The 14,731-nt window shown below is 36.8% G+C and carries 18 protein-coding genes; 15 read left to right on the top strand and 3 right to left on the bottom strand.

From position 1 onward, the window contains the following. Positions 1 to 320 precede the first annotated feature (320 nt). The 13 genes from fabZ to ACFVQC_RS17130 all read left to right on the top strand — a co-directional run bounded on the left by fabZ (position 321) and on the right by ACFVQC_RS17130 (position 12,470). Entirely contained in the window at positions 321 to 755 is a 435-nt protein-coding gene (gene fabZ, locus ACFVQC_RS17190) for a 3-hydroxyacyl-ACP dehydratase FabZ (RefSeq protein ID WP_000884318.1), read from the top strand. A gap of 170 nt (positions 756 to 925) precedes the next feature. Continuing rightward, entirely contained in the window at positions 926 to 1,837 is a 912-nt protein-coding gene (tagU, locus tag ACFVQC_RS17185; RefSeq protein WP_215587089.1) for a polyisoprenyl-teichoic acid--peptidoglycan teichoic acid transferase TagU, read from the top strand. 233 nt (positions 1,838 to 2,070) lie between these two features. Beyond that, entirely contained in the window at positions 2,071 to 2,742 is a 672-nt protein-coding gene (locus ACFVQC_RS17180) for a response regulator transcription factor (RefSeq protein WP_002198808.1), read from the top strand. A gap of 11 nt (positions 2,743 to 2,753) precedes the next feature. After that, positions 2,754 to 4,184, top strand: a complete 1,431-nt coding sequence (locus ACFVQC_RS17175; RefSeq protein WP_377898763.1) for a HAMP domain-containing sensor histidine kinase — start codon at positions 2,754 to 2,756, stop codon at positions 4,182 to 4,184. Positions 4,185 to 4,250: 66 nt separating this feature from the next. Further along, positions 4,251 to 5,033 carry a DUF3919 family protein gene (locus ACFVQC_RS17170; RefSeq protein ID WP_377898762.1) on the top strand — a complete coding sequence of 261 codons (783 nt, stop codon included), beginning with the start codon at positions 4,251 to 4,253 and terminating at the stop codon, positions 5,031 to 5,033. Further along, positions 5,030 to 6,064 carry an ABC transporter substrate-binding protein gene (locus tag ACFVQC_RS17165; RefSeq protein WP_377898761.1) on the top strand — a complete coding sequence of 345 codons (1,035 nt, stop codon included), beginning with the start codon at positions 5,030 to 5,032 and terminating at the stop codon, positions 6,062 to 6,064. The genes ACFVQC_RS17170 and ACFVQC_RS17165 overlap by 4 nt, the downstream gene beginning before the upstream one ends. A 19-nt stretch (positions 6,065 to 6,083) precedes the next feature. Beyond that, complete coding sequence (gene pgtP / locus ACFVQC_RS17160) at positions 6,084 to 7,418, top strand: MFS transporter (RefSeq protein WP_002112963.1); 1,335 nt, start codon at positions 6,084 to 6,086, stop codon at positions 7,416 to 7,418. Between the two features lie 247 nt (positions 7,419 to 7,665). Next, the gene (locus tag ACFVQC_RS17155; protein ID WP_016093602.1) at positions 7,666 to 8,850 is read left to right on the top strand and encodes an efflux RND transporter periplasmic adaptor subunit; all 1,185 of its coding nucleotides are present in this window, start codon (positions 7,666 to 7,668) and stop codon (positions 8,848 to 8,850) included. After that, complete coding sequence (locus ACFVQC_RS17150; protein WP_377889525.1) at positions 8,847 to 9,527, top strand: ABC transporter ATP-binding protein; 681 nt, start codon at positions 8,847 to 8,849, stop codon at positions 9,525 to 9,527. The genes ACFVQC_RS17155 and ACFVQC_RS17150 overlap by 4 nt, the downstream gene beginning before the upstream one ends. Continuing rightward, positions 9,524 to 10,723, top strand: coding sequence for an ABC transporter permease (locus ACFVQC_RS17145; RefSeq protein ID WP_377898760.1), 1,200 nt, complete (start codon positions 9,524 to 9,526; stop codon positions 10,721 to 10,723). The genes ACFVQC_RS17150 and ACFVQC_RS17145 overlap by 4 nt, the downstream gene beginning before the upstream one ends. 125 nt (positions 10,724 to 10,848) lie before the next feature. After that, positions 10,849 to 11,517, top strand: a complete 669-nt coding sequence (gene yknW, locus ACFVQC_RS17140) for a YknW family membrane protein (protein ID WP_377898759.1) — start codon at positions 10,849 to 10,851, stop codon at positions 11,515 to 11,517. 114 nt (positions 11,518 to 11,631) lie between these two features. Next, positions 11,632 to 11,769: a hypothetical protein gene (locus tag ACFVQC_RS17135; RefSeq protein ID WP_377898758.1), complete on the top strand. Its 138-nt coding sequence runs from the start codon at positions 11,632 to 11,634 to the stop codon at positions 11,767 to 11,769. A gap of 230 nt (positions 11,770 to 11,999) precedes the next feature. Further along, positions 12,000 to 12,470: a sigma-70 family RNA polymerase sigma factor gene (locus tag ACFVQC_RS17130; protein WP_377889521.1), complete on the top strand. Its 471-nt coding sequence runs from the start codon at positions 12,000 to 12,002 to the stop codon at positions 12,468 to 12,470. Positions 12,471 to 12,523: 53 nt separating this feature from the next. On the opposite strand, the gene ACFVQC_RS17125 is transcribed toward ACFVQC_RS17130, so the two are convergent. Next, complete coding sequence (locus tag ACFVQC_RS17125; protein WP_377898757.1) at positions 12,524 to 13,030, bottom strand: competence protein ComK; 507 nt, start codon at positions 13,028 to 13,030, stop codon at positions 12,524 to 12,526. Between the two features lie 194 nt (positions 13,031 to 13,224). Here ACFVQC_RS17125 and ACFVQC_RS17120 point away from each other — a divergent pair, with 194 nt between their 5' ends. Further along, complete coding sequence (locus ACFVQC_RS17120; protein WP_377898756.1) at positions 13,225 to 13,623, top strand: DUF4359 domain-containing protein; 399 nt, start codon at positions 13,225 to 13,227, stop codon at positions 13,621 to 13,623. A 20-nt stretch (positions 13,624 to 13,643) separates the two neighbouring features. Here the strand turns inward: ACFVQC_RS17120 and ACFVQC_RS17115 are convergent, their stop codons facing one another. Together ACFVQC_RS17115 and ACFVQC_RS17110 are read right to left on the bottom strand one after the other, a co-directional pair. Further along, complete coding sequence (locus ACFVQC_RS17115; protein ID WP_002144802.1) at positions 13,644 to 13,859, bottom strand: DUF2922 domain-containing protein; 216 nt, start codon at positions 13,857 to 13,859, stop codon at positions 13,644 to 13,646. 21 nt (positions 13,860 to 13,880) lie between these two features. Continuing rightward, positions 13,881 to 14,105 (bottom strand): DUF1659 domain-containing protein, encoded by a 225-nt coding sequence (locus ACFVQC_RS17110; protein WP_002016256.1) that lies wholly within the window; start codon positions 14,103 to 14,105, stop codon positions 13,881 to 13,883. Positions 14,106 to 14,215: 110 nt separating this feature from the next. Between ACFVQC_RS17110 and ACFVQC_RS17105 the strand changes: the two genes are divergently transcribed. After that, entirely contained in the window at positions 14,216 to 14,701 is a 486-nt protein-coding gene (locus ACFVQC_RS17105) for a VanZ family protein (protein WP_377898755.1), read from the top strand. Positions 14,702 to 14,731 lie beyond the last annotated feature (30 nt).

Raw genomic sequence — 14,731 nt, 5'->3', positions numbered from 1 at the left:
ATCCTAAGAAAAATTAGGGAATTAATACGAAAAAGGTCGAAAATTAGGTTTTTATTTCTGATTTTTGTCATATATAATAAATCATGAATACGACATTAAGGCTTAATATATTTGATATAATTTGCCTTTCCCTAACTTGGGTATACACTCTTTTCAACCTCCGTGTCAGTAATAATATATATTGAAAAGAGTGTATACATTTTTTTATTTGGAGGCAGAATTTTGAAGATATTTTTTCTAATGACAAATAAGGGCTAAAATGGGATAATGATAGTATAACTTCTGGTGGTATGACCAATTTTGTTTAAGGAGAGAAGTGTATGCTAGATATTCAACAAATTAAAGAAATTATTCCTCACCGCTATCCATTTCTACTTGTGGATAAAGTTTTAGAAGTAGAAGAAGGAAAGCGTGCTATTGGAATAAAGAATGTTACAGCTAATGAAGAATTTTTCAATGGACATTTTCCGGACTATCCGGTAATGCCAGGTGTTTTAATTGTAGAAGCTTTAGCGCAAGTTGGTGCTGTGGCGATGTTAAAAAAAGAAGAAAATCGTGGTCGTTTGGCATTTTTTGCTGGTATCGATAATTGTCGTTTTAAAAGACAAGTACGTCCAGGTGATCAGCTTCGTTTAGAAGTTGAAATGACGCGTGTACGTGGAGCAATTGGCAAAGGGAAAGCAATTGCCACTGTAGACGGTGAAATCGCTTGTGAGACAGAGATTACATTTGCTCTTGGTGACAAGAAAGAATAAATATATTAAGATATATGGTAGACAAATAACGACATACAATTGTTATTTGTCTATTTTTTGTGGATTGATATATAATTTAGTTTTATTAAATTGTTTTGTGCTCTGTATAATAGGGTTTACATGTATTGTAAGTTAGGTTGACGATAGGTTTAAGAAGGAAGGTTTAAATAATGAAAAAGAAAATTTTATTTTGGGTACTCGGTATTATTGGAGTACTAATTATAGGTGGAGGAGTTTATGCTTATAATGTATATTCTTCTGTATCTAAGACATTAGAGGAAGTTCATAAACCTCTAAAGCGTGATCAAAACAACAATAAAGTTGGCGAAAAAATTAGTAACGCTGAACCGGTTTCAATTTTATTATTAGGAGCAGATGAACGTGGTGAGGATAAAGGACGTTCAGATTCTTTAATGGTTATCACGTTAAATCCTAAAAATAATTCAATGAAAACAGTAAGTATCCCTCGTGATACGTATACGGAGATCGTTGGAAAAGGGAAAAGTGATAAAATCAACCATGCCTATGCATTTGGCGGAGTAGATATGTCTGTAGCGACAGTAGAAAAATTCTTGAATGTTCCTATTAATTATTATATTGAAGTGAACATGGAAGGATTTAAAGATATCGTTGATGCAGTAGGCGGTGTAGATGTTAATAATGATTTAGAATTCTCTCTAGAAGGGAAGCACTTCCAAAAAGGGAATATTCATTTAACAGGTGACCAAGCACTAGCATTCACACGCATGCGTAAAGAAGACCCAAGAGGCGATTTCGGCCGCCAAATGCGTCAACGTCAAGTGATGCAGGCTGTTATTAAGAAAGGCGCAAGTTTCTCTTCATTATCAAGTTATGGAGATGTGTTAACAGCGATTCAAAAGAATGTAAAAACAAACTTAACGCAAGATCAAATGTTTGATATGCAAAAGAATTATAAAAACTGCTTGAACAACAGTGAGGATATTCAAATCCCGGGTGACGGTCACAAAGCCGCTGATGGTATTTGGTACTACTATGTTCCAGATGCAGCAAAACAAGATTTAACGAATAAGTTAAAAGCACATCTTGAATTAAATCGGTAATTTTAAATATCCCTTACTATTTGTAAAGGTAGTGAGGGATATTTATTAACAGCATATTTCTATATCGAGCACGCATGGAATTGGCATCAAAAACAACCGAATGGATATGTTAAATAAATATAAAAAAAGAGAGAGTATCGTCGACAAAATATGTTCGACAATACTCTCTCTTTTTTTATATGATTTTTGCTATACTAAACTGTACTATAATACAAGGTGAAAGGAGGAGAATGATGAAAATACTTGTAGTAGATGATGAATCGAGTATTCGTAATTTGATACGGATGCAGTTAGAGATGGAAGGGTATGAAGTATTGACGGCGGCTGATGGGAGAGAAGCTTTAGAGAGATGGAATGAGCAGCCGGATGTACTTATTTTAGATGTGATGCTTCCTGATACGGATGGGTATGAGTTGTTACGTTTATTCCGGGAGAAGGATCGTGATATTCCGGTGCTTATGTTGACAGCGAAGAGTCAGATGAATGATAAGTTACTTGGTCTTCAGCTTGGAGCTGATGATTATGTGACGAAGCCTTTTAATTATGCGGAGCTTATTCTTCGGGTGAAGAATATGAGCCGGCGTGTGAAGAAGGAGGAGGCAACTGTAAGTCATGAAGTAATTCGCGCAGGTGAGTTAGTGATTTGTCCTAAGGAACGAAAGGTTCATGTGAGTGGACAGGAGATTCAGTTAACGTACCGAGAGTTTAATTTATGTCAGTTGTTTGTTTCGAATCCGCAGCGTGTATTCATGAGGGATGAGTTACTCGAGAAAGTGTGGGGTTTTGAGTATATAGGGAATACGAGAGCGGTTGATATTATGGTGCAGAGGCTTCGAAAGAAACTTGGTTCGAACGGGGAGTATATTAAGACAATTTATGGCGTTGGCTATAAGATAGATTGTTAAGTGGTGATGATATGTCTTTAAAACGAAATATGGTGTTTGGAATAGTTGGCTTGTTGATTCCAATTCTTGTTCTTTTGTATGCGGTTGTTTATATTGCACTGGAGAAGAATGTGTATCATAATGCGGCAGATTCCTTAGAAAAGTTAAGTGTGGAAGCGCAAATTTATACGATGAATTATTTAGAGAAGGAAGCAGAAGTGGAGACGCTAGGTCCTAATTCGCTTTTAATTGCTTCGTATTTAGCGAAGCGAATGGATGTCCGGGTGCAGATGATTGGGAAGAATGGAGATGTTGTTGCAGATACACAAAAGGGAGCGTTACTTCATCGGAATATTGACATTGAGAGTTCTTTGAAGGGAAAGAAATCTTATGTTTTCGAGGAGGGAGACCCAGCTCCAATTCTTTTGTTTTCAAGTCCGGTTTATTATGGAAACGATGTCATTGGTAGTATTCGTTTTATAAATGAGTTAACGGATGAGAAGGAAGTTTTAACAAATGTGAGTTGGACATTTTTAATGACGTCTCTTTGTTTAGTAGCTGCTGGTATTTTCTTTGCGATTCGTTTGGCGAAGTCTCTTCATAAACCAATTGATCAGTTAAGGCAAATGGCACATCGGCTTGCAAATGGAGATTATGAAAGTAAGATTGAGCTGAATGAGTATGTGGAAATTGCGCAGCTTTCAGCGTCCTTTAATGCGATGGCTGATGGGATTGAGCTGCATATTAAGCAGTTGAAGGAAGAGAAAGAGAAACAGAAAGATTTCTTGGACCGCATTACGCATGAGCTGAAAACACCGCTTACGGCAATTATCGGTTATGTGGATTTAATTCCGAAGTTACAATCGAATGAGGATGTGCAGGAGAGTCTTCGTTATGTGTCTGTAGAAAGTGAGCGTCTATTATCACTTGTAGAGGAATTACTTAAGTCTTCAAAATACGGGACGAGTACGTTTGAAGTGTCACCTACAGTCGTGAATATTAAAAAATTGGCAGAAGAAGCAATTTCGATTGTGAAACTCAGGTTGCAGCAGTTTGAAATTGAAGTGATGAATGAGTTAACGGAAGTACATGTTGTTGCGGATTTTGATAAGACGAAGCAAATTTTCTTGAATGTGCTTGATAATGCGATTAAATATAGTGATGCTACGCAAGTTCGTATGAATGTAATTATAAATGAGCAGGAAGCGAAAGTTTTTGTTCATGATGATGGTATTGGTATGGATGAAGGTGTGCTTGCAGAATGGAATGAGTCTCCGGAAGGTAAGGTGCTTCCTTCTAGTTACGGGAATGGCTATGGCTTATACATTTGTCAGGAGATTATGAAGAAGCAAGGCGGAAGTATGCGAATTGAGAGTAGTGAAGAAATGGGAACTACAATATGTATGATATTTTTACTTCCGAGACGAATGGAAGACATAAAAAACTTGAAAGCGGTTAAATGATACATTTATGAAACAATTATGCGGTATTTTCGAAACAACGTTTTTTTATCTTGGAGGTAGGCAGAAATGAAAAGGCTATCATTTCAAATTCTTATGTTTGTCTTTTGTATGATCGTTTCTCTTATTTTGTTTTATGTTATTGAGAAGCAAATATACAACCGAATTACAATTGTGGATGACAAACAAGCCGTTTTACAAAGAGTGAATGAATCCCTTCCTACTGAAGTGAAAGTAAGGCATGAGAAGTGGGGAGAAATTGTTGTAACGGATGAAGTTCGGTTGCATACGATTGTTTCATTCTTTGACCGAATTCGAATAGAGCCGAGAGAAGCTAAGAATCAAGAACAAGTATTTACTGGAGAAGTAACGTACTTGAATGGACATAAGCGTACTTTTGCAGTAGGTGACTTGTTCCAGTATGAGGCTAATGTATACGGAAAGAATGGTACGGATCCGATGATCTCAGCATTTCAAACGTATTTGTTAAGTCTGTATTATACACCAGAGCGCATTAGTAATTTCTTTGCGGAGGCAAAGGAAGTTGTAGTGAGGCAAGGGGATGTAATACGTACTATAGATCTTACGCACATATTTGATTCTATTCGATACGCAAAGCAAATTACAGATTACGGAGAAATTCAGAAATTATTACAATCACAGAAGGATCCTATTGCTTATGTTACTGCTTATAAAACAGGTAAGCGTATAAAGAATGAGCGTGAAGATATTCTAACTATTTCTGTGTATCCATCTTACTTTGTTGTGCAATATCTCGGTGATAATAACGGGAATGTCATGTATATGAAGGGCTCCCTAGCAGAGTTATTTGTAAAGGAGAGTGTGTCATGAGAAAGATAGCCTTTTTCTTCTTTTTGCTAATAATCGGAGGAGCGATGTCTAGTTGCTCTCGAGATACAACCTCTATTAAATATAATAAAAGTGGTCTCCCTATTTTGAATGATCGTCATCTTGTTGCATATGTAGCAGCTCGCGAGGAAGTTGGTGAGGCTTTGCTTTCATCATTTTGTAAACAGCGAGGATGTACGTATGAATTTATTCGTCTTTCGACAGAAGAACTTCTTCGGAGAGTGGAAGAAGAAGCTGGAAATCCGAAAGCGGATATTATTATTGGTGGTACAGTAGATGCACATCAAATGATGAAGCAAAAGAATCTTTCTATTCCTGTGATGAGCCAGCATGCGAATCGTATTTCAAAAACTGTTAAAGATAAAGATGGTTATTGGTACGGTTATGAAGTGGAAAAACTGGCAATCGCGATTAATAAAGAGCGGTGGAATGAAGAAATAGCGCCGCTCGGTCTTCCATATCCATCAAGGTGGCAAGATTTATTAGATCCGGTATATACGGGTAAGGTTGCAATGCCTGATCCAAATGTTTCCGGCACAGCATATACGCTGTTTCAATCACTCATTGATACTTTAGGTGAAGAAGAAGCGAAAGAGTATGTTAAGAATCTTGCGGGGCAAGTTGGTGAAGTAACGGTGAATGGTTATATGCCAGTGGAACTTGTGGCGAGCGGTGAATATATGATAGGCATCAATTTTGCGGGAGATCAGAGAATGCTTCAAAAACAAGGCTTTCCTATTTTAAGTAACGAACCTGAGCAAACAGGGTTGTCTGTTAATGCGATTTCGAAACTAAAGCGTGCACCGAGTGGTTTTATTGCGGACTTATTTATTGATTATTGTTTATCAGAAGAAGCGGGGCACATTTTAGAAAAAGTTTCGTTTGGCGTACCAACGATGTTCGCGAAGAATGAGAAAGAAATAGAAGGACAGCCAGTTAGAAGGACGAACAAAAATATATCAAATAGTGGAATAATCGAGATATGGAATAGACAGCGTCTCTCTCAAAAGTGAGAAAAGGAGACGAGAGTATATGTTTAAATGGCTTAAGCCAGCACCTGCAATTGAGAGATTACCAGCGGATATGATCGCTAAAGTATATACATTACTGCGTATTCGTGTACTAATTGGAATTTCAGTTGGGTATGCTGCTTATTATTTAGTGCGTAGTAACTTTACGTTATCAAGTACGTATTTAGTACAAGAATATGGTTTTAGTACAGCTGAAATTGGATTACTAGGTTCAGTAATGGCAATTGTTTATGGATTTAGTAAGTTCTTTATGGGGAATTTATCAGATAAAGCTTTCGCCCAGCGCTTTATCGCAGTCGGTTTATTCTTATCAGGGCTTGTGAATATTTGTTTCGGTTTTGCATCTTCATTTGGGATGATTGTTACATTACTTGTTCTAAATGGTATTGTACAAGGTATGGGAGCACCACCTTGTAGTATCGTTATGACGAAATGGTTCTCGAAGAAAGAACGTGGTACGAAAACAGGTATTTGGAATATTTCACATAACGTTGGTGGAATGCTAGTGCCGCCCCTTGTCGGGATTGGTGTAGGTATTTTCGGTGAAAATAATTGGCAGGGCGGAGTATTTATTTTCCCAGCGATTATCGCAATGGTAATTGCAGTTCTTGTTTGGATTAATGCGAAGGATACACCAGAATCGGAAGGTCTTCCTCCAATTGATGAGTATCGTAATGACTATGAAAATCTTGAAAAAGCAGATAATGCTAATAAGATGTCACCAAAAGAAATTTTAATGAAATATGTAGTGACAAATAAGTTCGTTTGGTATTTATGTATTGCGAATGCATTTGTTTACTTAATTCGTTTCGGTGTTATTAACTGGGTTCCGCTTTATTTAACAACAGTTAAAGGTTTTTCAAAAACAGAAGCGCATGCTGCATACGCGATTTTTGAAGGGATGGCAATTCCAAGTTCATTAATCGTTGGCCTTTTAAGTGATAAGTTATTTAAAGGAAAACGTATGCCATTATGTATTATGAGTATGGCCGGAGTTGTTGTTGGTACGGTTGTATATTGGCAAGCATCTAGCGTACTTGTTGTAAGTATTGCAGTTTCTATTATCGGTTGTTTAATTTACGTACCACAGTTCTTAATCGGTTTAAGTGCGATGGAATTAGTACCGAAATTTGCAGTAGGTACAACAGTTGGTATGTGTGGTCTGTTCGGTTATGTAGGCGGAAGTCTTGTAGCAAACGCAGCAATTGGTGTTATTGTTGATCGTTCTGGCTGGGATGGCTGCTTCATCTTACTATTAGCAGGCGGTATTTTATCAACAGTATTCTTATTTATCGTTCAACGTGGACATGAGAGAAAAGGTCCTAAAGTGGCGTAATAGTTTATTCAGAAAAGCGATCCAATCATTATTTTGGATCGCTTTTTTTATATAAGGTAACCTTTCCTTAAAACTATCTTAAAAGATAGAATGTCATATTTCTAATCATTGGTATTTTTGTTACAATATAAATGATTGTGTAAAACTTTGTAAAATGAGTGTAACAATGTAAGTGGAACTCTTGTTTTCAGAAAGTTTTATATAGTTAAATATCTATTAAACTATAAGATATAAAAGGAGAGAGACTATGTTACCAAATACGGTTCGTACTCCAAACAAGAAGAAGAAATGGATTATCATCGGAGTTATTGCACTAATTGTTATTGTTGCAGCAGTTAATATTTTTGTTATGCAAGGTAAGAAGAAAGGTACGGCGAAGACAGATGCTGTAAGTTTTGAGAAAGTGACAGAGCGTAAGCTTAATAATACGAAATTAATTTCTGGTCAAGTGAAGCCAGGAAATATTGAAAGCTTCTATGCGGATCCGACTAAAGGAAAAGTGAAAGATATTGCAGTGAAAGAAGGACAAGAAGTAGAAAAAGGAACGAAATTATTCTCTTATGATAATGAAGAAATTAATCTTCAAATGAAGCAAGCTGATCTTGATCAGAAGATGGCTGATATGCGTTATGATCAAGGGAAAAAGAAGATTGATTCATTGAAGAAAGAGATTAAGAAGGTAAAAGATAGTGGGGCTGGTAAAGAAGTAACAGACCCAATGGAAGAGCAAGTAAGCGAGTTAGAAATGGCACAAAAGACAACTGACCTGGAGAAAGAAAAAGGGAAGTTGCAAAAAGAAGAGTTAAATAAAAAACAGAAAGAACTTACGATTTATAGTAATTTCACTGGTGTTGTACAAAAGTTAGACAAAGATGCAGCACAAAGTTCATCTCAAGCGTTAGGTGGTCAAGGGAAAGCATTCTTGCAAGTTGCTTCTAAAGATCCGTTCCAAGTTCAAGGGACTTTAACAGAGCTTCAAAAGTCACAAATTCAAAAAGATCAAACGTTCACTGTAACTGCGAAAGCAAATAATAAGAAGAAGTGGACAGGTAAGATTACGGAAGTAAGTGAATTCCCAACGAGTGCAGAGATGGCTCAAGCTGCTGGTGAGGGAACTCAAAATATGTCTCAGTATACATATAAAGCAAGTCTTGATAGCCAAGATGGTTTATCTCCAGGTTATCACGTTTCGCTGCAAGTAAGCTTAGAGAACAAAACGATGATTGCTGTTCCAACTAAGAGCATTGTAGAAAAAGGCGAAGATGCATTTGTTTATATCGAAGAGAAAGGAAAGCTTCGTAAACAAAATGTGAAAAAAGGTGCTACTGATGGAGACTGGACAGAGATTGTAGAAGGCACAACAGTGGGGCAAAAGGTGGTTAAAAATCCTTCCGACAACGTGTATGACGGAATGGAAGTGAAAGAGAAATGATTACGTTAAATAATATTTCTAAAACGTATTATCAAGGTAAATTGGCAGTGCCGATTTTACATGGTATTAGTTTAACAATTCAAAGCGGTGAGTTCGTTTCTATTATGGGACCGTCTGGTTCTGGTAAATCAACGCTTATGAATATTATCGGTTGTTTGGATCGTCCAACAGAAGGTGAATATATGTTGAATGATGTGAATATCTTAACAGCAGACGAGTCAAAGCTTGCTTTAATTCGTAATGAATATATCGGCTTTGTGTTCCAGCATTTTAATTTACTACCGCGTCTTTCCGCAGTGGAAAACGTTGAACTTCCGCTCATCTACGGTGGGGTGAAGAAAGCAGAGCGTCGTCAAAGAGCTCTTGAAGCGCTTGGGAAAGTTGGATTAGCAGATAGAGTACACCATTTACCTAGTGAGTTATCGGGTGGACAGAAGCAGCGTGTCGCGATTGCAAGGTCGATTGCGAATAACCCAACGTTTATTATGGCCGATGAGCCGACAGGTGCGCTCGATACGAAGTCTGGTGCACAAGTTATGGATATTTTCACGAAGCTCAATGCAGAAGGTACGACGATTGTTATGGTTACACATGAAGAGGAAGTAGCAGCGTATTCATCTCGTCGTATTGTACTGCGAGATGGGAAAATTACAGAAGATAGAAGGTGTGCAGTATGAGCTTACTAGATAGCATGAAAATTGCCTTATCTTCTATTCTAGCTCATAAACTGCGTTCTGCTCTTACGATGCTCGGTATTATTATCGGTGTTGGTTCTATTATTACTGTCGTTGCGATCGGGCAGGGCGGCGAGGCGGCACTGAAATCGCAATTTGTTGGGTCAGGTAATCAAACGGTTCCGATTCATTATAGTGCCGATATGAATGATCCTTTTGGTATGGGGATGGTAGAAGCACCGAAGATAACTGAAGAAGATATTTTTGAAATTAAAAAAATTCCAGATATCGCACATGTTGTAACAACAAATTCAAGTATGGAACCACTTGATATTGAAGATAAAATAGAAATGGTGAGTATTACTGGATTAGACAGTGAGTACTTTGCAGTAAATAAAGTAAAGTTGTTAAAGGGACGTTCTTTACAAGAATCAGATGTGGATCAAGGTAATAACGTTGTCATGATTAGTAAACAAATGGAAGAAAAGGTGTTTAAGGATGCCAATCCAGTCGGTAAAATTATTGAAATGAAAGGTCAACCGATGCAAATTATTGGTGTCTACAAATCAGATAACGAGTTTATGGGAATGGGACCGTCAGAAGCACTAGTTCCAATTTCATTATGGCCGACACTGTATGGAAAAGATGAAATTCAAAATATTTCTGTTCAAGCAAAAAATGTAGATAATCTAGAAAAAGCAGGTAAAAAAGCTGCAGATGTCTTAAATAGTCGTAAACCGAGTGATGCAACTGGTAAATACGAGGTTATGAATTTAAAAGAACTTCAAGAAGGTATTTCAAAAATGACTAATATTATGACGATGATCATCGGCGGTATCGCTGGTATTTCATTAGTCGTTGGTGGTATCGGGGTTATGAATATCATGCTTGTATCTGTAACGGAGCGTACACGTGAAATTGGGGTGCGTAAAGCGCTTGGGGCAACACGTAGTAAAATTTTATTACAATTTTTAATTGAAGCAGTTATGTTAACGCTTCTAGGTGGTTTAATCGGAATTGGTCTTGGGTATGGCGGGGCATATATCGTTTCCACATTTGCGAAGTGGCCACCACTCGTTTCATGGGAAGTTGTCGTTGGAGGCGTATTGTTCTCTATGACACTAGGTATTATCTTCGGATTAATTCCAGCGAACAAAGCTGCGAAATTAGATCCAATTGAAGCACTTCGTTATGAGTAGATTATTAGTGTAGTAGAGAAGTTATCTACTACACGTCACCGTTCTAGTGGGCGGTTCGTAGCCTCTTGCATGAGGATGTGAACCGCCCGCTAGAACGGGTTATATAAATAGAAGGAGGCGTTATAATGGAAGCGAATTTAAATACGCAAAAAGTTGGCGGAGAGAAGCCCTCTTTATTTGGGATGATTACATCTCCAGGTGTGCAGTTTGAGAGAATGAAGACTAGTAATGCGGTATGGGGTGCATTTTGGTTACTAGTTTTATTAGGTGGACTTGTTGCAGGCCTTGCTGCTTATGTGTACTCCCTAACACCTGAGGCGATTAAGATGAATAAGGATTTGGGTGTTAGCGTTACACCTATAATGTCGTTTGTTACGGGTGCAGTATTTGGTGCTATTGTTATGGCGATTAGTTTCTTCATTAGTGCAGCGGTGTATAAAGTATTAATGATGTTTATGAGCAATGATACTTCTTATAAGAAATTATTAACAATTAGTGTGTACTCAAGCATTATTTCATTACTTGGTTTATTAATAAATACAGTTTTAGCACTTGTTTTAGGCGGATCAGGCAAAGAAATGTACACTGGTTTAGGGCCGATTTTCACTTCAAGTGGTGGTGCTGTAAAAGGTATTGCAAATAGCATTGAAGTGTTCACAATTTGGGGATTTGTTATTACATGGCTAGGTCTTCAAATTACGGCTGACTTAAGTAAAAAGAAAGCAACAATCCTTATGGTTGTCTTCTTTATCTTAACTATTGGATTTGGCGCAGTAAAAGGCATGTTCCAATAATAGTGATGTTTTACGTCACTAGAAAAAATGCAGCAATTATAAAAGTAATTGCTGCATTTTTGTTATAAGGAGAGGATACATAAGCTTAAGAAATTTTTAGCAAATGTTTTGTTTATGTTAGTCGTAACATTGTTAGCTGTAGAATATATGCCGAATAAGAATCCATATATATTTGTTGGTGTTACAAGCTGTATTTTAGCTACTGGTTTATATGCGATCGATAGATTTTTCAAAAGCATAGCTAAAGAGTAATATAGTTTGCCAATATAAACAAAAGGTTCCTTCTAATGTATAGGAGGAACTTTTTTTATTTTCACCCCTATTTGAAATACCCCAAACAGAATTTCAAATACTGCCTAGTGTAATTTCAAATTCCGGCAGTATTATTTGAAATTACCCACAATGAAATTTCCTTTCTCATTTTATATTGTAGAGGTACCGCGGAATACTGAAGAGGTATACCTTTTAGAAACGGGCACTGTGTGAAGCCAGCGACTTTTGCAGATACGGTTGTTTTGTATGAAGGTATGATTGTAAATCAAATAAAGAGGTTAAATATTTACCAAGATTATGAAGAGTATTATCAATGTGGTTTAATTGGTCTTTGGCATGCTTATGAAAGGTATGAGGAGGAGAAAGGGAGTTTTCCTGCTTATGCTGTCGTAACAGTACGTGGTTATATATTGGAGAGGTTGAAGAAAGAATGCGTAGTGCAAGAGCGGTATGTATGCACCGATGAGTATGAGGAACGATTTGAGTGTGAAGATACGGGAACGAGAGCGAAGGACTTTATGAGTGTGTTAGATGAGAGGGAGAGACACATTATTTCAGAGCGATTTTTTACAGGGAAAAATATGGGGGAGATAGCTTCTGAAATGGGTATGACGTACTATCAAGTGAGATGGGTATATCGACAAGCGCTTGAGAAAATGCGAGATAGTGTAAGGGGATAAGAATAATAAGTAGAATGGAAGGCAAGGAAATATTGCGTTCCATTCTATTTGCTTTAAGGCAGTAAATGTGGCAAGAGGTTTTTTGAGTGTAGTGAATCTTTTATGTTCATTCGGGGTAATATATGTCCAGCTTTGAAAAATTGTTGCTGTAACTTATGAGAACCTATTTGTATTGTTATGGTAGTTCCGTTAAAAAAATGAATGTTAGCCTTGTTAGTTTTTTTGGAAAACTCTATCTCCTCTATATGGTTATAGAACAACCAAATACAGTTTGGAGAAGAAGGAGATTCTGTTGGGAAAACACAAATATATTCTCTATGATTAATCGGAATTGGAACATTTTGTTTGAGCTTAAAGTTTATTTGGACTGCATGACGTCTACCTTGATAAGTAGAATGAACATGTGTTAGACAAGATTTCTTTATGAGTTGGATAGCTGTTTGGCAAGAGTACAGAGGGTTTCCGCTACTGTCGATCATTTTTGTCCGGTAATAAGGGTGTTTGCAAGGTTCGAGCATCATTGTAGAACTAGAAATAAAAATATCATTTTCATTATTCATGATTCTAAAATCCTCCCTTATAAAAATTGTTATTCTGAATATAATTATATACGAATTATGTAAAATTATTATTAATCTTTTGTTTCGTATTGTAAATTTTTACGGTTCGTTTACAATCAATAGATGATAGTCTTTCTAATTTGCATCGCTTGTACATATATATGAAAATAGAAAAGAGTAGGCGGTGATATAGCATGAAGAAAAAGTATATTATTATGGCTCTAGCTGTTGTTCTCTTAGTTTATTTAGCAAACAGTAATCCGGGTAAGGGAGAATATACGGATTGGGCAGCAAAACAATTTATGAAGCGTAATGATGTGAGTAAGAAGCTAGAAGAGGTTGAGAAAGAAAACAAAGAGGGTATACTTGGCGACTTAGCATCGGCGGGAAAAAAATTGGCAAATAAGTATGTTGAACCACAAGTTGGATTATTAATTGAGCATTATACAAAGCGAAATGATTATATTTTCTTCTCAACATATACGACAGAGTTTGATTTAGGCGGAGAGAATTATAAGTATATTTGTGTTGGTTTTTCAAACATCTTTATTCCAATCGAAATGCCGAAGAAAAAAGACGAATCTGCAAAATAATGCAGATTCGTCTTTTTGATTTACGGAGTGATCTGAACTTCAGATACGTTTTTTTCTATGAGGCGAGCCCCTTTTTTACGAGTATTTTCACCAATTGATGAAAATACAGATGAAGAAAGAATGGTATCCATTACTTGATTTACGACTAGTTCATTTACTGGTGTAATGGGATTATCGATAGAAAAAACAACTGTTTTTCCATCTTCTTTCACGAAAATCATTTCGAGTACTTGCATGCTTTATTCCCTCCTTTTTAATTATAGATTAGAAAGATCTGACGTGCTTACAAGTTGTACAGCGTGAAGTGATGATTGTTGTAGTGAAGCAAGAGCACGTGCTACTTCATGTACTTTTCCTAAATCTGCGTTTGTTTTCACACGTTTGAATTGCTTGTTCTTAAAAACTGTTTTACCGTTTTTGTCTAATCCCCCGTTTAATACAAGGCGTAAAGTTAAATCCATTACGATTGTTTCAACTGCCATGTTTATCACCCCCTTTCACTTTATAAATAGGTGGTAAATGTCATGTTTTGGCGTGAAATTTTTTCTTTTTTTTGGTACTCTTAAAAGAATAAGAGAGGAGTTTCGGGAGAATGAATCGTAAATGGTTATTTTGGATTCCTGTATTACTATGGATGGGGATTATTTTCTATTCTTCAGCACAGCCATATAAAAAACAGGATATGCGCTCGGATATTGAGCAATATATAAATGTTGAATTTGTGAAAGAGCATTTTTCATGGGTATCTATCGATTATGGCGGAGGTACACCTGTTAGTATCGCAAATAAAGGTGTAGGTGGATTTGCTGAGTTTTTCCTTCGTAAAGGTGCTCATTTTATGGTGTTCTTTATGCTCGGTTCATTGACGTATTATGCTTTTCATCGATCGGGTTATTCGAGAAAAAGGTGCTTTGCATACGCCCTCCTTTTCGTTGCGGGGTATGCAACATTTGATGAAATTCATCAATGGTTTACGGGAGACCGTACACCGATGTGGCAAGATTCATTGCTTGATACGTGCGGCGGGTTAACAGGAATTATAATAAGCAATTGGTTTTGGCATAGAAAAAGGAGCTAATCTCAGTTAGAGATTTGCTCCTTTTTCATT

Source organism: Bacillus sp. NPDC057893 (assembly GCF_042796455.1).
Lineage (GTDB): Bacteria > Bacillota > Bacilli > Bacillales > Bacillaceae_G > Bacillus_A.
The sequence above is the reverse complement of the archived record's forward strand: the minus strand, read 5'-3'. Positions and strand labels throughout refer to the sequence as shown.